The organism is Mycobacterium sp. 1081908.1, from assembly GCF_001673535.1.
Classification (GTDB): Bacteria; Actinomycetota; Actinomycetes; order Mycobacteriales; family Mycobacteriaceae; genus Mycobacterium.
Genome location: NZ_LZLY01000127.1, coordinates 1 through 16,894 on the forward strand (window position 1 = coordinate 1; position 16,894 = coordinate 16,894).

Annotated in this window: 17 protein-coding genes; 8 read left to right on the forward strand and 9 right to left on the reverse strand. The window is 69.1% G+C overall.

Annotation, left to right across the window (positions count from 1 at the left end):
* Positions 1-620: transposase (locus tag A5655_RS20425; RefSeq protein WP_067005360.1), on the forward strand; the 620-nt coding region annotated here is incomplete at its 5' end.
* 306 nt (positions 621-926) lie between these two features.
* Here A5655_RS20425 and A5655_RS20430 read toward each other — a convergent pair.
* Positions 927-1,337, reverse strand: a complete 411-nt coding sequence (locus A5655_RS20430; protein ID WP_066933952.1) for a DUF5319 domain-containing protein — start codon at positions 1,335-1,337, stop codon at positions 927-929.
* Between the two features lie 151 nt (positions 1,338-1,488).
* On the opposite strand from A5655_RS20430, the gene guaB reads away from it, so the two are divergent.
* The 5 genes from guaB to A5655_RS20455 all read left to right on the forward strand — a co-directional run bounded on the left by guaB (position 1,489) and on the right by A5655_RS20455 (position 7,919).
* A complete protein-coding gene (guaB, locus tag A5655_RS20435) occupies positions 1,489-3,102 on the forward strand; it encodes an IMP dehydrogenase (protein ID WP_067013131.1) in 1,614 nt (537 codons plus the stop codon).
* 14 nt (positions 3,103-3,116) lie between these two features.
* Entirely contained in the window at positions 3,117-4,244 is a 1,128-nt protein-coding gene (locus A5655_RS20440; protein WP_067013200.1) for a GuaB3 family IMP dehydrogenase-related protein, read from the forward strand.
* 174 nt (positions 4,245-4,418) lie between these two features.
* The gene (locus A5655_RS20445; protein WP_067013133.1) at positions 4,419-5,312 is read left to right on the forward strand and encodes a lysophospholipid acyltransferase family protein; all 894 of its coding nucleotides are present in this window, start codon (positions 4,419-4,421) and stop codon (positions 5,310-5,312) included.
* Positions 5,309-6,127 (forward strand): DedA family protein, encoded by an 819-nt coding sequence (locus A5655_RS20450; RefSeq protein WP_067013135.1) that lies wholly within the window; start codon positions 5,309-5,311, stop codon positions 6,125-6,127. The genes A5655_RS20445 and A5655_RS20450 overlap by 4 nt, the downstream gene beginning before the upstream one ends.
* A gap of 55 nt (positions 6,128-6,182) precedes the next feature.
* Positions 6,183-7,919 carry a GMC oxidoreductase gene (locus tag A5655_RS20455; RefSeq protein ID WP_067013137.1) on the forward strand — a complete coding sequence of 579 codons (1,737 nt, stop codon included), beginning with the start codon at positions 6,183-6,185 and terminating at the stop codon, positions 7,917-7,919.
* Between the two features lie 8 nt (positions 7,920-7,927).
* Here A5655_RS20455 and A5655_RS20460 read toward each other — a convergent pair whose 3' ends face one another.
* Positions 7,928-8,845 carry a TauD/TfdA family dioxygenase gene (locus tag A5655_RS20460; protein ID WP_067013139.1) on the reverse strand — a complete coding sequence of 306 codons (918 nt, stop codon included), beginning with the start codon at positions 8,843-8,845 and terminating at the stop codon, positions 7,928-7,930.
* Between the two features lie 63 nt (positions 8,846-8,908).
* Here A5655_RS20460 and A5655_RS20465 point away from each other — a divergent pair, with 63 nt between their 5' ends.
* Positions 8,909-9,487 (forward strand): TetR/AcrR family transcriptional regulator, encoded by a 579-nt coding sequence (locus A5655_RS20465; protein ID WP_067013141.1) that lies wholly within the window; start codon positions 8,909-8,911, stop codon positions 9,485-9,487.
* Here the strand turns inward: A5655_RS20465 and A5655_RS20470 are convergent.
* From A5655_RS20470 to A5655_RS20485, 4 genes are all read right to left on the reverse strand, one after another.
* Entirely contained in the window at positions 9,481-11,847 is a 2,367-nt protein-coding gene (locus A5655_RS20470; protein WP_067013143.1) for a glycoside hydrolase family 65 protein, read from the reverse strand. The two genes, A5655_RS20465 and A5655_RS20470, sit on opposite strands and share 7 nt — an antisense overlap.
* A complete protein-coding gene (locus A5655_RS20475) occupies positions 11,844-12,584 on the reverse strand; it encodes a beta-phosphoglucomutase family hydrolase (RefSeq protein WP_067013145.1) in 741 nt (246 codons plus the stop codon). The genes A5655_RS20470 and A5655_RS20475 overlap by 4 nt, the downstream gene beginning before the upstream one ends.
* A gap of 84 nt (positions 12,585-12,668) precedes the next feature.
* The gene (locus A5655_RS20480) at positions 12,669-13,088 is read right to left on the reverse strand and encodes a VOC family protein (RefSeq protein ID WP_067013147.1); all 420 of its coding nucleotides are present in this window, start codon (positions 13,086-13,088) and stop codon (positions 12,669-12,671) included.
* 34 nt (positions 13,089-13,122) lie between these two features.
* Entirely contained in the window at positions 13,123-13,740 is a 618-nt protein-coding gene (locus A5655_RS20485; protein ID WP_067013149.1) for a TetR/AcrR family transcriptional regulator, read from the reverse strand.
* Positions 13,741-13,849: 109 nt separating this feature from the next.
* On the opposite strand from A5655_RS20485, the gene A5655_RS20490 reads away from it, so the two are divergent.
* Positions 13,850-14,944: an NmrA family NAD(P)-binding protein gene (locus A5655_RS20490; RefSeq protein ID WP_067013151.1), complete on the forward strand. Its 1,095-nt coding sequence runs from the start codon at positions 13,850-13,852 to the stop codon at positions 14,942-14,944.
* Here the strand turns inward: A5655_RS20490 and A5655_RS20495 are convergent.
* From A5655_RS20495 to A5655_RS20505, 3 genes are read right to left on the reverse strand one after another with little or no spacing between them, the layout of a single operon-like run.
* The gene (locus tag A5655_RS20495) at positions 14,928-15,566 is read right to left on the reverse strand and encodes an NAD(P)-dependent oxidoreductase (protein ID WP_067013153.1); all 639 of its coding nucleotides are present in this window, start codon (positions 15,564-15,566) and stop codon (positions 14,928-14,930) included. The genes A5655_RS20490 and A5655_RS20495 overlap by 17 nt on opposite strands.
* 30 nt (positions 15,567-15,596) lie before the next feature.
* Positions 15,597-16,016 (reverse strand): hypothetical protein, encoded by a 420-nt coding sequence (locus A5655_RS20500; RefSeq protein ID WP_067013155.1) that lies wholly within the window; start codon positions 16,014-16,016, stop codon positions 15,597-15,599.
* Positions 16,013-16,894 carry an alpha/beta fold hydrolase gene (locus A5655_RS20505; protein WP_067013156.1) on the reverse strand — a complete coding sequence of 294 codons (882 nt, stop codon included), beginning with the start codon at positions 16,892-16,894 and terminating at the stop codon, positions 16,013-16,015. The genes A5655_RS20500 and A5655_RS20505 overlap by 4 nt, the downstream gene beginning before the upstream one ends.

Genomic DNA, 16,894 nt, shown 5'->3' on the forward strand with positions numbered 1-16,894 from the left:
TCTACAGCGGTGGCAGAGCCTGGACCGGCAAACATGAGCTGTGGCTGCGCGCTCAGCGGTTCGACAATCCCGCCCTGCAGTTGGCCTACGACAGTAGCTTTGAGGCGATGCTGGTCACCCTCAATCGCCGCGAGCGCCTCGATCGCGCTATCGAACAGATGGCTGCTGATTCTGAGTTCACCCCGGTGGTGAGCAGGCTGTGCTGCCTGCGCGGAATCGCGACGTTGACCGCGTTCGGGTTGGCCGTCGAGATCGGCGACTGGCATCGGCTGACCGGCCGCGCGATCGGCGCCTATCTCGGGCTGGTGCCCAGCGAGTATTCCTCGGGGCCCAGCCGGATTCAGGGCGGGGTCACCAAGACCGGCAACAGTCATGCCCGACGACTGCTGATCGAAGCAGCCTGGCATCACCGGCCCCGCTACCGTGTGAGCGCCAAGCTGCAGCGGCGCTGGGCTGCTGCTGATCCCGCGGCCCGTGCGCGCGCCCAGCTGGCCAACCAACGCCTGCATACTCGGTGGCGCTCGTTCGATGCACGCAAGAAACGCGCCGTGGTCGCCAACACCGCGATCGCCCGCGAGCTGGCCGGATGGTGCTGGTCACTGGCCGTACTCGACGGATAGATCGCCCCACAGGCCCCGGATGAGGTCGATGAACAGGCCGGCAAGCGCCTTGGAGTGACCCGCGACTGAGCTATGAGCAATCTGCTTGCAACACAGGCGATTACGCTCGCTCCTAGACACAGCAAGCCGCTCCAACTCGAAACTCCCGTCCTGCGGTAACCAACCCGCGCATATCAGACTGACACGCGTCGAAAGACACGCTCGACCTCGACAACGACCTCATCCGGCCAACGAAAAGCGGCGGCCGCAACACACCGCGACCGCCGCTTTTCCCTGCCCACTTGACAGAACCGCTTACATATCAGCTCAGCGGCGGTGAAACCCGTCCGCGTCTGACGTCGCTTCGTTGAGCGAGGCGTCGGCGTATCCCCGGCAGTAATCCCAGGTGACGTAGGAGTCCGGTTCGGGATCGTAGGCGGGCTCGTGCGGGCGGACAGTGCCGTCGATGAGCAGTTGTAACAGGTTGGCCCGCAACATGTCCCAGTCGTGGTAGTGGTCCTGCTGGCATTCGTCGCAGCACACCACGAGTCCGCGAATTCCCTTGTGCGCCAGCAGGGCCTCGTACACGGCGAGATCGGCCAGGTCCGCCTCGACCGCCATCCGCTCTTGCTGATCCAGGGGTTGCCCCGGCTCGACGGCTTCGAGCGCAGCCGACGGATCGCAGGGGTCGTCGGCGAACGGGTCGGGTGGCAAACCCGGCGGGAGGTGGTCACGCACGCCTCTAGACTACGCAGGCGGGCCGTCATCGCGCCAGCAGGCGGACTCGCGCCGCGCGCCGCGAGCGGCGCGCGTGGCCAAGCGGGTCCGGTGTCGGCGCGAGCCGATAGGATGGGCTTCTCACTCCGCGCGCGCATGGAGGGCCCCACCGATGTCCAGTGGCACGTCCCACTTAGAAGACAGCTCCGACCTGGTTGCCAGCCCGTATCTGCGCGACCCCCACATCCCCGGACTGGCCGACGACCCGCTGCCGACCGGCGGCGACAACCCGTACAAAATCGCGATGCTCGGATTGACTTTCGACGACGTGTTGCTGCTGCCCGCGGCCTCCGACGTAGTCCCGCCCACCGCGGACACCTCCAGCCAGCTGACCAAGAAGATCAGGCTCAAGGTGCCGCTGGTCAGCTCGGCGATGGACACCGTCACCGAGGCGCGGATGGCGATCGCGATGGCCCGGGCCGGCGGCATGGGTGTGCTGCACCGCAACCTGCCGGTCGCCGAGCAGGCCGGCCAGGTCGAGATGGTCAAGCGCTCCGAGGCCGGCATGGTCACCGATCCGGTCACCTGCCGCCCGGACAACACGCTGGCTCAGGTCGACGCGCTGTGCGCCCGGTTCCGGATCTCGGGGCTGCCCGTCGTCGACGACGACGGCGCGCTGGTCGGCATCATCACCAACCGCGACATGCGCTTCGAGGTGGACCAGACCAAGAAGGTCGCCGAGGTGATGACCAAGGCCCCCCTGATCACCGCCCAGGAGGGCGTCAGCGCCGACGCGGCGCTGGGGTTGTTGCGCCGCAACAAGATCGAGAAGCTGCCCATCGTCGACGGCCACGGCCGGCTGACCGGGCTGATCACGGTCAAGGACTTCGTCAAGACCGAGCAGCACCCGCTGGCCACCAAGGACAGCGACGGGCGGCTGCTGGTCGGCGCCGCCGTCGGCGTCGGCGGTGACGCGTGGGTCCGCGCGATGATGCTGGTCGACGCAGGCGTCGACGTGCTGATCGTGGACACCGCGCACGCGCACAACCGGCTGGTGCTCGACATGGTCGGCAAACTCAAGGCCGAGATCGGCGACCGCGTCGAGGTGATCGGCGGCAACGTGGCCACCCGCGCCGCGGCCGCCGCGCTCGTCGACGCCGGGGCCGACGCGGTCAAGGTCGGGGTGGGCCCGGGATCGATCTGCACGACGCGGGTGGTGGCCGGCGTCGGCGCGCCGCAGATCACCGCGATCCTGGAGGCCGTCGCGGCGTGCCGCCCGGCCGGGGTTCCGGTCATCGCCGACGGGGGACTGCAGTACTCCGGCGACATCGCCAAGGCGCTGGCCGCCGGCGCGTCGACGGCCATGCTCGGCTCGCTGCTGGCCGGCACCGCCGAGGCGCCCGGCGAGCTGATCTTCGTCAACGGCAAGCAGTTCAAGAGCTACCGGGGCATGGGGTCGCTGGGTGCCATGGCGGGCCGGGGCTCCGGCGGTTCGGGCGGGGGCAAGTCGTACTCCAAGGACCGCTACTTCGCCGACGACGCGCTCTCCGAGGACAAGCTGGTGCCCGAGGGCATCGAGGGCCGGGTGCCGTTCCGCGGCCCGCTGGGTTCGGTGATCCACCAGCTGACCGGGGGCCTGCGCGCCGCGATGGGCTACACCGGCTCGCCCACCATCGAGGTGCTGCAGCAGGCGCAGTTCGTCCGGATCACGGCGGCCGGGCTGCGCGAGAGCCATCCGCACGACGTCGCCATGACCGTCGAAGCGCCCAACTACTTCGCGCGGTGAACAGCGAACTGGCAATGGTCGAGATCGGCATGGGCCGCGTCGCCCGTCGCACGTATGAACTGAGCGAGATCAGCATCGTGCCGTCCCGGCGCACCCGCTCGTCCAAGGACGTGTCGACGGCGTGGCAGCTGGACGCCTACCGGTTCGAGATCCCGGTGATCGCCCATCCCACCGACGCTTTGGTGTCGCCGGAGTTCGCGATCGAGCTGGGCCGGCTCGGCGGGCTGGGCGTGCTCAACGGCGAGGGGCTGATCGGCCGGCACGCCGACGTCGAGGCCAAGATCGCCCAGCTCCTCGAGGCCGCCGAGAAGGAGCCGGAGCCCTCCGCGGCGATCCGGCTGCTGCAGGAACTGCACGCGGCGCCGCTGGACCCCGAACTGCTGGGGTCGGCGGTGGCGCGCATCCGCGAGGCCGGAGTGATCACCGCGGTGCGGGTCAGCCCGCAAAACGCCCAGGCGCTGACGCCGGTGCTGGTGCAGGCGGGCATCGACCTGCTGGTCATCCAGGGCACGATCGTGTCCGCCGAACGGGTGGCCAGCGACGGTGAGCCGCTGAACCTGAAGACCTTCATCTCCGAGCTCGACGTGCCGGTGGTCGCCGGCGGGGTGCTCGACCACCGCACCGCGCTGCACCTGATGCGCACCGGCGCCGCCGGCGTCATCGTCGGCTACGGCTCCACCCGGGGCGTGACCACCAGCGACGAGGTGCTGGGCATCAGCGTGCCGATGGCCACCGCGATCGCCGACGCCGCCGCCGCGCGCCGCGAATACCTCGACGAGACCGGCGGCCGGTACGTGCACGTGCTGGCCGACGGCGACATCCACACCTCGGGCGAGCTGGCCAAGGCCATCGCCTGCGGCGCCGACGCGGTGATGCTGGGCACGCCGCTGTCCGAGGCCGCCGAGGCGCTCGGGGGCGGGTGGTTCTGGCCGGCCGCGGCGGCGCACCCGTCGCTGCCGCGCGGGGCGCTGCTGCAGATCGCCGTGGGTGAGCGGCCCCCGCTGGAGCGGGTGCTGGGCGGGCCGTCCGACGACCCGTTCGGCAGCCTGAACCTGGTCGGCGGCCTGCGCCGGTCGATGGCCAAGGCCGGCTACTGCGACCTCAAGGAGTTCCAGAAGGTCGGCCTGACCGTCGGGGGCTGATTCTCGCCATCGGCGACACAGATCGCGGACCGGACAGCGACCGGTCACCCGCCGCGTGCGGTGGCGTTTCTTCAGGATGAATTCAGGCAAACGAACTAATTCGTTTGGTAGCTTGAGGACGTCACGTCGGCCGACTTGGGGCGAACTCACTAACGATTGGAGTATGCGAGGGCCATGGCCATTCCCGTAAGACCCGAACAGATCATCGACCAGCCTGCGCGGGTGCAGACGCTGCGGCGCGTTCTCGATTCGGTCAGCAGCAGGGGCGAACCTGTCGTCGATTTCTGCCGCCCGTATGTCGAGGGCCTCGAAGGCCTGCCGCGGGATGGCCGCTTCCTGCTGGTGGGCAACCATACCCAAGGAGGGATGGAGGTGTTCTTGATCTCCCACTTCGTCCGGCGAGCCATTGGAACCCGGGTGCGGCCGCTGGCCGAGCGGGGAATGGGCAATATGCGCGGGCCCATCGCTGACTTGGCCGCCGCTTACGGCGCCGTCGTCGGTGCGCCCGAAAACGCTCATGAATTGATGCGGAACAACGAAACCATCCTCGTCTTTCCGGGCGGCGGGCGCGAGATCGCCAAATTCAAGGGCGAGGAGCACACCCTGGACTGGCGCGGACGGGCCGGGTTCGCCCGGGTGGCCATTGCCAACGACTACCCGATCGTGCCCGTCGGCCTGGTCGGCAGCGACGACATGTATCGAAGCTTCTTGTCCCGCGACAGCCGATGGGGACGGCTCAGTCTGGCCCTGAGCGAAAAGATCACCGGCCGCAAAGACATGCCGATGCCGCTCATGCATGGCATCGGCCCCACGCTGATCCCCCGCCCGCAACGGATGTATCTGCGCTTCGGCACGCAAGTCGACACGACCAAGCCCGCCGGCGCGTCCGACGACGGATGGGTCGCCCTTGTGAAGGAGGCGACCCAAACGTCCTTGGAAACCGTGCTTGCCGATCTGCTCAAGATCCGCGCGGAGGACCCCTACCGCAGGCTGAACCCGTTGGCACGGCGTCGCGCCGCGCAACCGCCTGCCAGCGCAGCCGACCGAAGCTGCGCCGACGCCGGATGACCGGCGACATGCCTCCGTTCGGTACTTTGCCCGAACTGCTGACCGGCCCCTGGCTGTATGCCTTGCTTGCGGCGGTCGTCGTTGCCTCGGGTGTTCCCCTGCTTGGGCTGGTGATTGTCGCCGAACCAATCCTGATGACGGTAATCGTGCTCGCGGGCGGCGGTCGCGTCTCGATCGTGCCGCTCGTGGCGGTCGCGGTGGCGGGATCGGTGCTGGGGGACGTGCTCAGTTACTGGCTTGGCCGATGGTTCGGCCAGAAATTGCTGCGGCTGCACATCTTTCGGCGATCGCGCCGCCGCATTATGAACGCGCAGCAGCGTGTTCAACGCCAAGGAACGATGAGTGCACTCTTCATCCAGCGCTGGATTCCCCCCACAAGAGGTCTGGTTCCCGCCGTGCTGGGCGCCGCTAAAAAGCCCCTTGGCGAATTCGTGGCCCTGTCGGCCCTGGCCGCCGCCGTCTGGGCGACCGTCATCGTGATCGGCAGCTGGGTCGCCGGTCCCGAACTGATGCTCGCGATGCCGGCGGTAGTCGTCCTCGCACCGGCTGTGGCCGCGGCGCGTCGCACCGTGTTACGCAAGCGCCAAAGCCGGCCGACGCGGCTGAGGGTCGACAAGCCCTTCCGCAAGTGGGAGGCGCTTCCAGTCGTAGCCGTTGCGATAGGGGGACTCGTCATGATGGCGGGTGGCCCTGGCGGCGGTCCTGTCCTGTTGCTTGCGATGCCGGCGGTGATGCTGGCGGCGCCGGCGCTGGGCGGGATCCGCCGCCTGGTCGTAGCAAGGCGCACTCGGCGAAGCCAGCTGCGCGGCGCCTGACTAGGGCCTCGGCGCCCCCTGGTTTGCTACCGGCCGGTAAGGCCATACTGGTGCCATGAAGCCGGATTACGACGTCCTGATCATCGGGTCGGGGTTTGGGGGCAGCGTCAGCGCGTTGCGGCTGACGGAAAAGGGCTACCGGGTGGGCGTGCTGGAGGCCGGACGCCGCTTCTCGGACCAGGAGTTCGCCGAGACCTCCTGGGACCTGCGCAAGTTCCTCTGGGCGCCCAGGCTCGGTTGCTACGGCATCCAGCGGATCCACCCGCTGCGCAACGTGATGATCCTGGCCGGCGCCGGGGTGGGCGGCGGTTCGCTCAACTACGCCAACACCCTGTACGTGCCGCCGGAGCCGTTCTTCAAGGACCGGCAGTGGTCGCACATCACCGACTGGCGCGACGAGTTGATGCCGCACTACGAACAGGCGCAACGGATGCTGGGCGTGGTGGAGAACCCGACGTTCACCGACGCCGACCGCCTGGTGAAGGAAGTCGCCGACGAGATGGGCTGCGGCGACACCTTCGTGCCGACCCCGGTCGGGGTGTTCTTCGGCCCGGACGGCACCAAGGCGCCCGGCAAGACGGTGCCGGACCCGTTCTTCGGCGGCGCGGGCCCGGACCGGACCGGCTGCCTGGAATGCGGCTGCTGCATGACCGGCTGCCGCTACGGCGCCAAGAACACGCTCCTGAAGAACTACCTCGGCCTCGCGGAAGCCAATGGCGCACAAGTCATTCCGATGACGACGGTGAAGGGGTTCGAGCAGCGTTCCGACGGGCTGTGGGAGGTCCGAACGGTTCGCACCGGAAGCTGGCTGCGCCGCGACCGGCGCACCTACACCGCGTCTCACCTGATCCTGGCCGCGGGCACCTGGGGCACGCAGCACCTGCTGTTCAAGATGCGCGACAGGGGAAAGCTGCCGCGCCTGTCCGATCGCCTCGGCGTGCTGACCCGCACCAACTCCGAGTCGATCGTCGGCGCCGCGACGCTGGAGGTGAAGCCCGATCTGGACCTGACGCACGGGGTGGCGATCACGTCGTCGATTCACCCGACGTCGGACACCCACGTCGAGCCCGTCCGCTACGGCAAGGGTTCCAACGCGATGGGGCTGCTGCAGACGCTGATGACCGACGGGCACGGCCCCGGCGGCACCGATACGCCGCGCTGGAAGCAGTTGCTGGACCAGGCCGGTGAGAATCCGAAGCTGATGTTGCGGCTGCTCAACCCCCGGCAGTGGAGCGAGCGCACGGTGATCGCGCTGGTGATGCAGCACCTGGACAACTCGATCACCACGTTCACCAAGCGGGGCAAGCTCGGAATCCGTTGGTATTCAAGCAAACAGGGGCACGGCGAGCCGAACCCCTCGTGGATCCCGGTCGGCAACGAGGTCACCCGCCGCATCGCCGCCAAGATCGACGGCGTGGCCGGCGGCACCTGGGGCGAGCTGTTCAACATCCCGCTGACGGCGCACTTCCTCGGCGGCGCCGTGATCGGCGACAGCCCCGAAAACGGCGTCATCGACCCGTATCACCGGGTCTACGGCTACCCGACGCTGTTCGTGGTGGACGGGGCGGCGATCTCGGCGAACCTGGGCGTCAACCCGTCGCTGTCCATCACCGCGCAGGCCGAGCGGGCCGCGTCGCTGTGGCCGAACAAGGGCGAGAACGACCTGCGCCCGTTGCAGGGCGACACCTACCGGAGGCTGTCCCCGATTCCGCCGGATCACCCGGTGGTGCCAGCGCATGCGCCGGGTGCGTTGCGCTGGCTACCGAGCGATCCCGTCAGCACCGCAGGCTGACCCCTCACTCAGCTTGCGATTCCCTCGGGCGTAGTGGCATCGAGCGGGGCGCCGCTGACGACCCGGCTGCGTTGCCCGTGCACGTTGACCGGCACATCGCCCATCAACGTGACCCGGTGCATGAGCCGATGCTGGCCGTCGTAGTCGTCGATGGCGCGGTGCTGCGTCGCCCGGTTGTCCCAGATGGCGACGTCGCCGTACCCCCAACTCCAGCGAATGGTGTTCTCGGGCATGGTGATTCGCCGTTGCAGCAGCTCGAGCAGCACCGTCGACTCGTAGCTGTCCAGCCCGACGAACCCGCGCACGAAGTTGCCGAGCACCAGCGTGCGCTCACCGGTCTCCGGGTGCACCCGCACCACGGGGTGTTCGGTTTGGAACTCCTTTTTCTCGAACGCCTGGCGGAAGGCCTTCTGGGCGTCGCTCATCGCGTCGATCGCTTCGGCGGTCACGTAGTCGTGGCGGTTGGTGTGCAGCGCCCACATGTTGTCGACCAGCCATTTGAGCGGCTCGGGCAGGTTGTCGTAGGCCGCGGCGGTGGAGGCCCACAGCGTCGACCCGCCATAGCTGGGCAGCGTGACCGCGCGCAGGATCGAGGCCGCGGGGTAGTTCGCGGCGAAGGTGACGTCGGTGTGCCACTGCGTGGCCTTGCCGTACTCGGAGTTGATGGGCGTGATGATCGGCGCGTTGCCGGCCGACAGGAACGACGCCGCGGGGTGGCCGATCGGGGTGCCCAGCAGCCGCGCGAACTCGAGCTGCCCCTCGTCGTCGAGGTGGTCCTGCCCGCGAAAGAAGATCACCTTGTGGGCCAGCAGGGCTTCGCGGATCTCGTCGACGCTGGCCTGGTCGAGGTCGCCGCCCAGTTTGACTCCGTCGACCCGGGCGCCGATCCGGCTGCCCAGCTTGGTGACGGTGATGGAGTGGGTCATTTTCTTTCGTCCTTTTGCGAAGATCGGCTGTAGTCAACTGACTACATGGGCTAGTGTAGTCACATGACTACAAGTTCGGCAAGGGCCGGCCGCAAAAATCCCACCGGGCGCGAGGAGGTGGGGGCCGCGGTCCTGGACGCCGCCACCGAGCTGTTCGCCGAGCGCGGCCCGGCCGCGACGTCTATCCGCGACATCGCCGCGCGATCGAACGTCAACCACGGGTTGGTGTTTCGGCACTTCGGCACGAAGGACCAGCTCGTCGGCGCCGTGCTCGACCACCTGGGCGCGACCACGACCGCGTTGCTGCAGAGCGACCCGACCGCGGAGGAGGCGGAGCGGGCGCTGGACCGGCATCTGCGGGTCATGGCGCGCACGCTGCTCGACGGCTACCCGGCGGGAAAGTTGCAGTCGCGGTTCCCCGGCGCCTCGCAGATGTACGACGACATCCGGCCGATGCACGGCCCCGGTCCCGACGGCGACCGCAGCGCGCGCCTGGCCGTGGCGAATGCCTTTGCCCTGCAGTTCGGTTGGCGGCTGTTTGCCCCTTTTTTACGCTCGGCGGTCGGCATCGATGATCTGCCGGACGCCGAGCTGCGCCAGGCGATCGCCACCGAAATCTCCCGCGTCCTGCAACCTCACTGAGTGCGGGCCAGCGCGCGCCGGTGCAGTGGCTCGCAGCCCGGCGGCTGCTGCGGCGCCGGCAGCAGCGGCTTGCGGATGTGCACCGCGACGATCGTCGGCGCATCGGTGCTCAGGGTGAGCTGTTCGCCGGCGTGCCGGATGTCCAGCTCGTGGTCGGGCCCGTCGTGCACCGTGTAGGTGACCTCGGAGTGGTTGACGTCGACCGTCAGCCGGAAGTCCCGCCAGCGCAGCCGGAACCGTAGCCGCGAAATGCCGTCGGGCAGCGCGGGATCCAGTGACAGGATGCCCTCGTCGTCGCGCAGGCCGCCGAACCCGACGACCAGGGTCATCCAGGCCCCGGCCAGCGAGGCCATGTGCAACCCGTCGCGGGTGTTGTGGTGCAGGTCGCGCAGGTCGATCAGCGCGGCCTCGTAGGCGTAGTCGTGGGCCAGCTCCAGATGCCCGACCTCGGCGCACATCACGGCCTGCGTGCAGGCCGACAGCGACGAGTCGCGGACCATGCGCCGCTCGTAGTAGTCGACGTTGCGCGCCTTCTGTTCGGGCGTGAACGCGTGACTCTGCCACTGCATCGCCAGCACCAGGTCGGCCTGCTTGATCACCTGCGCGGGGTAGAGCCGCACGTAGGCCTCGTGCAACAGCAGGGGATAGGTGGTGTTCTTCTCGAAGTCCCATTCGGCAAAGGTGGTGAAGCCCTCGCACTGCTGGTGGACGCCGAGCTCCGCGTCATAGGGAATGTTGACCGCGCCGGCGGCGTCGCGCCAGGCGGCCGCCTCCTCGGTGGTGACGTCCAGCGCCTCCGCCTCCTCGGGGTGGCGGTTGCACGCGTCCGCGGCGGTGACCAGGTTGTGGGCCGCCATCAGGTTGGTGAAGACGTTGTCGCGGACGATCGCCGTGTACTCGTCGGGGCCGGTGACGCCGTCCAGGTGCCAGACGCCGTGCCGGTCGTGGTGCCCCAGCGACATCCACAGCCGGGCGGTCTCGACCAGCACCCGCAGCCCGCAGTCCCGCTCCAGGTCGTGGTCGCCGGTGACGGTGCGGTACCGCTCGAACGCCATCGCGATGTCGGCGTTGATGTGCCAGGCCGCCGTGCCGGCCGGCCAGTAGGCCGAGCATTCCTGCCCGCGGATGGTTCGCCAGGGGAAGCTGGCGCCCTCGAGGCCGAGCTCGGCCGCGCGCTCCTTGGCGAGGTCCAGCGTCGACGCCCGCCACCGCAGCGCGTCGGCGACGGTGTGCGGGGCGGTGTAGGTCAGCACCGGCAGCACGTAACCCTCTGTGTCCCAAAAGGCGTGGCCGTCGTAGCCGGTTCCGGTGAGCCCCTTGGCGGCGATGGCGCGGCGCTCGGCGCGCGCGCTGGCCTGCAGCAGGTGAAACATCCCGAACCGGACGGCCTGCTGGGATTCGGGGTCGCCCTCCACCTCGACGTCCGCGTTCTGCCAGAAGTCGTCGAGGTAGGACCGCTGCGCGTCCAGCAGCCCCTGCCAGCCGGTGTAGCGGGCGCTGTGGATCGCGGCGGCGGCCTGGTCGCGCAGCGCCGGGCGGGACCGCATGCTCGACCAGCCATATGCCAGGTACTTGACGATGCGCAGCTTCTGGCCCGGGCGCAGCCCGCAGATCACCGTCGTGCGCGCCAGGTCGGGGCGGGCGTCGGTGCTGAACTCGACGCGGCCGGGGACGTCGATCTCGTGGTCCATCGCCGCGGCCATCATCAGCGCGCTGGCCCGCGTCCGGTGCATGAGAAGCGCTCCGGTGTCGGTGTTTTCGTGGTCGACGGCCTCGAGCGGGTTCTCCAGGATCGCCGACACCCGCGGGTCGTCGGAGGTCTCGGGCTGGTCCTCGTTGGTGACCAGCTCGGACTGCACGGTCACGCGGACGAACTCCTCGACCGCTTCGACGACGTACTCGATGGCGGCGACCCCGCGCTGGGCCAGCGAGACCAGCCGGGTGGACACGACCCGGATCTGCTTGCCGTTGGGCGAGCGCCAGTCCGCGAGGCGGGTCAGGGTCCCGGCGCGCAGGTCGAGCACCCGCTCGTGGGAGAGCAGCTCGCCGTAGCGCACGTCGAACGGCTCGTCCTCGACCAAGAGCCGGATGATCTTGCCGTTGGTGACGTCGACGAGCGTCTGGCCGGCCTCCGGGTAGCCGAAACCGGCCTCGGCGTAGGGCAGCGGCCGGATCTCGTAGAAGGAGTTCAGGTAGGTGCCCGGCAGGCCGTGCGGCTCGCCCTCGTCGAGGTTGCCGCGCAACCCGATGTGGCCGTTGGACAGGGCGAACAGCGATTCGGACTGGGCCAGCAGGTTCAAGTCGAGCCTGGTCTCGCGGATCTGCCAGGGTTCGACGGGGTAGCACTCCTCGGTGATCATGACTTCAGCAGGTCGGCGAGGTCGGTCACCACCACGTCGGCGCCGTTGCGGCGCAGGTCCTCGGCCTGGCCCACCCGGTCGACGCCCACCACGTAGCCGAAGTTACCGGCGCGGCCGGCCTGCACGCCCGAGAGCGCGTCCTCGAAGACGGCGGCGGCGTCGGCGCCGACGCCCAGCAGCTCGGCCCCGCGCAGGTAGGAGTCGGGGGCCGGCTTGCCGGCGATGTGCTCGTCGCGCAGCGTGACGCCGTCCACCCGCTGCTGGACGAACCGGTCCAGGCCGGTGATCTCGAGGACGTCGCGGGTGTTGGCGCTCGAGGACACCACGGCGATGCCGAGGCCGGCGGCCGAGACCGCCTCCAGGTAGCGGCGCGATCCCTCGAACACCTCGACGCCGTCGTCGCGCAGCACCTTCTGGAACATGTCGTTCTTGCGGTTGCCCAGGCCGGATATCGTCTCGGCGTCGCCGGGGTCGTCCGGCTCGCCGTCGGGCAGCTCGATTCCGCGGCTTTCCAGGAACGACCGGACGCCGTCCTCACGCTTCTTGCCGTCCACGTACTTGCGGTAGTCGTCGGCCGCGTCGAAGGGCACGAATTTGTCCCCGGTTCGTTTCGCCCGGTCGGACAGGTAGGCGTCGAACATGGCCTTCCAGGCCTTGGTGTGCACGCTCGCGGTATCGGTGAGCACGCCGTCGAGGTCGAACAGGCAGGCGCGCACCTTCTCCGGCAGACCCAGCACGGCTGGACCTCACTCTCGGTATCGGGGTCGGGCGTTATCCACTCCACCATGCTTGGCCGTGCGCCGCCAGGGTTTCGGGGGCGCTCAGCCCTCGTCGTGCAGGGCGGGCGCGTAGGAGATGCCGACGATGACGCCGTCCTGCGTGAGAAGCCGGGTCACCGTTTGTCCCCATGGCTCGGTGCGGGCCGGGTGCAATATCTCAAAGCCCTTGCGTTGCAGCTCGCCCGCCGCCGCTGCGACGGCTTCCGCATCCCGCACCTCGAACTCGATCGACACCTGGGGAACCACTCGGTCGGCGGGCCACTTCGGCGTGCCGAAGCACGCCTCTGCCGCCTGCGAAAGCGGCCAGATGCCGAAGTGCTTGCTGCCGGGGATCGCGGCGCTGGAGTAGTAACCGTCGGCCTCACCTTCCAGGGGGAGGCCGAGGGCATCGATGAACAGCCTGCGGCTCTGTGACGGATCGGCGGGTATGACCGCAATGCTCGCGATGAAGTCTATGTCCATACGGCGCAACCTACGACCAGCCACCGACAGCCCATCATGCGTCGTTCAAAAGTCCTCGCTCGATGAGGTCGAAGACCTGCCCCCGCGCGAATCTGATGGCGGCAGGGCTGGCGGGGAGCGGTCCGTCGAGCAGCAGGACGGCCAGCCCGTGCACGGCTGACCAAACGGCGATCTCGGCTCCCGGTCTGCGGCGAGCGTCCAGCAGGCCGGCGGCCTGGGCCTCGTCGAGCACTTGGGCGAGGACCTCGTAGGGCTCGGCGCTGGTGTCCGCGGGTTCGGCGGACGTCGCGGGATGCGAGGTGAACGCGGTGCGAAACAGGCCCGGCTCGGATATCGCGAAGTCGACATAGGCGGTGCCGACCGCGCGCAGCCGCTTGCGGGGGTCGTGGGTGCGGTTGACGCGCCGGCGCATCTGCGCGGCGAGCTCGCCGCGCGCATAGCTTGACACCTCGGCCAACAGGGCCTCGCGGTCGGCGAAGTGCCGGTAGGCGGCCGAGTGCGACACCCCGGCGGCCCGGGCCGCCTCGCGCAGGATCACCCGCTCGGGTCCGCCCTCGCGGGCCAGCGCGATGCTCGCCTCGGTCAGGGCCGAGTGCAACGCGCCGTGGTGGTAGCCCTTCTTGCCCGGGGGGACGGCCCCGTCGGAACTCATGCCCACACGATCTCACGCCAGGCCAAATGTTGACAACGGTCACATCGGGGGCTCATACTGGCGGATGTAACCATCGGTCACATTCGAGCGAATCGGAAAGGGAACTCCAATGACGAACACACGTGTGCTGGTCACCGGCGCGACGGGAAAGATAGGCGGCGCGGTGGCGGCCCAATTGCTGGAAAAGGGCGTGGCGACGAGGGCACTGGTCCATCGCGACGACGGGCGCAGCGCCCGGTTGCGGGACTTGGGCGCCGAGGTCGTCGCGGCGGATATGTTTGACATTCAACAGGTTCGGGCCGCGGTCGACGGCGTGGACCGATTGTTCTTCAACCCGCCGTACCACCCGCACGCGCTCGACAGCGCGGTCAGCTTCGCCGTGGCCGCGCGCGACGCCGGCGTCGAGGCGGTGGTCGCGCTGGGCCAGTGGCTGGCCAGCCCCGAGCATCCGTCGCTCATGACGCGCCAGCAGTGGTTGTCCGACAAGCTGTTTGCGCTGCTGCCCGACACCGCCCACGTCGCGGTCGATCCCGGGTTCTTCGCGGAAAACTATTTCCAGGTGCTGCCGGTTGCCGCCCAACTCGGCGTGTTGCCGATGCCGAGCACGGGGGGCCGGCGCAACGCGCCCCCGTCCAACGAAGACATCGCCCGCGTCGCGGTGGGCGCATTGCTCGACCCGCACCGCCACGACGGTAGGGCCTACCGTCCGACTGGGCCAAAGCTGTTGTCGGGCAAAGATATCGCGGACGCGGTCGGCGAGGCGCTGGGCCGACCGGTGCGCCTGATGGAAATTCCGTCGTGGATGTTCCTGCGGGCGGTGCGCGTGGACGCCAGGCGGCTGGGGGTCGACATGTTCTTCGAGTCCGGTTTGCGCCACTACCTGCCCGAGACCGGGCTGGGGACCTGGGAGGTGGGCGGCCCGACCACCGACGTGCGTGATGTCGCCGGGGTCGAGCCCGAAGACTTTCTCACCATCGCGCGCCGCTACGTCGAAGCGGCGGACACCCGCCGCAAGCCGGCCAAGATGTTGCGCGAGATCGGCAATCTCATGCTCACCGGGCTGGTACCGGCGCCCCGGCTCGACCGCTTCGACCGGCGCCAGCAGCATCCCCAGCCCGCCCGGCCGCGGTATTCGGGCGAGTCGGCCGTCTGGCACCGCGAGCACGCGCCGTCGGGCGCATCCGCGATCAGTACGCGACGGTGAAGAGGGCTCGGTGATGCCTCGGGTTGTCGATCTCGTCGACAAAGGCGATGGCATAGTCCGCGCCACCGATGTGGGAGTTGCCTTCCGCGTCGATGAGGAGCACGTCCTCGCCGACGCGGAAAATCCCGGTGCGCTCGCCGCGGTTCTCCGAGTTGTACAGCGCCGGTGGCGAAAGGCTGAACCAGTCCACCCCCTCGGGTAATGCGCGCAGCCCCGCCAGCACCTCGGCGTGCGCGATGCCATCCTCCCGGAATTCCTCGGGGAAGATCGGCGTGTCCAGCGCGCGCGGCCCGTCGGGCGAAACGCGCAGGTTACCGGCGCCGCCCACCACGCCGATACGCACCGCGTTGTGGGCGGCGATTCGGCCCAGTGTCGCTAGGTAGTCGGCCAGGCCGGTGCCGTGCGCCGGCAAGGCAACCACGACGACGTCCGCGTCGACCGCGATATCGCGGACGAACTGCTCGTCGAACAACGAGCCCTGCCGGACGTCCATGTCGGTGCGGCCGGCCAATGGGCCGGTGTTGCGGGCCACGGCGATCACCCGGTGGCCGCGGGACAGCGCCTCGTCGGCGATGTTCCCGCCGGAGTAGCCGGTAGCCCCGAAAATGGCGATTGTTGTCATGTTGATATGGAGGCGACGAGGCGCGGAGACTCATCGCATATCGCGGCGCGATTCCGACAGGCGGGGATACCAGCGCCGGACCGGAAGCCAGCATGCGGCCAACGGGACCGTGGTGAGCGCTCCGAGCGCGATCACGCCCGCCAGGTGCCGGTGCTCCTCGCGCATGGTGGCCGCCATTACGAGCATGGCGCCGAAGTGCGCGGCGTTCGCGGTGAGGTTGAAGTCCAGGAAGAGCCGGTTGGCGAGCGGGTCGCGCGCCGACGCGAACAGGAACAGCGCCCAGACGATGTAGACCGTGGCGAACATGACGGCGATCGCGTCGCCCCCGGAGCCCCAGTCGAAGAGCGCGTTGGCCCGATGAGTGATCGCGAACACCAGGTCGGGCACGAAGAACAGCAGATACCCGACCGCGGTCAGCCGGATCATGATCCGAAGCGGGGTTTGCGTCATGAACCGGCGCTCTGCCGGATGATGCGGACCATCTCGGTGGGGCGCTCGAGGGCCGAGAAGTGGCCGACGCCTGGCACCGTGACGGCCCGGACACCGAGCAGGCGGGCGACCTGCTCCCGATCCACCGGGCGCGACCAGTCGCGCTCGCTGTAGACCAACGTGACCGGCGTATTCACCTGCGCGTAGCGGCCTTTCGCGTCGATGAGCCCGGAGAGGCTGCGCATGATCGCCCGGTTCACCCTGGGGTAGCCGGGCCGGCGGCCGCTGCGTCGTAGCTCGGTGAGGAAGTCCCTCGGCAGCGCGTGGCGGTCGGCGAAGCCGCCGGCCAGGACGCCTTCGAGGATGAGGCGGTTTTCCAGCCGGGCGAAGACCGGTCCCGATCCCGGCAGGCGCATGCCCGTGCCGATCACGCGGGCGAACCAATTGCCGCGCTCCAGGCCGCCCGGGTAGTCATACGGATTGAAGGCGACCACGCCGCTCACCCGGTCGGCCAGCTCGATCGAGGCCGACAGCGCGAGCGCGCCACCCATCGATTCGCCGGCCAGCGTGACGCCGCGCAGGCTCAGAGACGTGATGAATTCGACGACGGAGCCCCGCAATTCGGGCTCGCCGTAGCGGGCGCCGGGTGCGATGTCGGACCATCCCATCCCGGGCAGATCCAGCGCGTACACGGTGAATTCGTCCCACAGCGCGGGCATGACCCGCTGGAAGTAGTCCAGCTGCGTGCGGACGGTGTGCAGCAAAACGAGCGGTGGGCCGGTGCCCGTCGTGAAGTAGCGCAATCGCGAGCCGTCGGAGCGGCGGAGGAATTTGACCTCGCCGCGGCCGCCGCTCCACGTCATCGTGTAGCGCTGGTCAGGAATCCCGTTGGGCGGCAT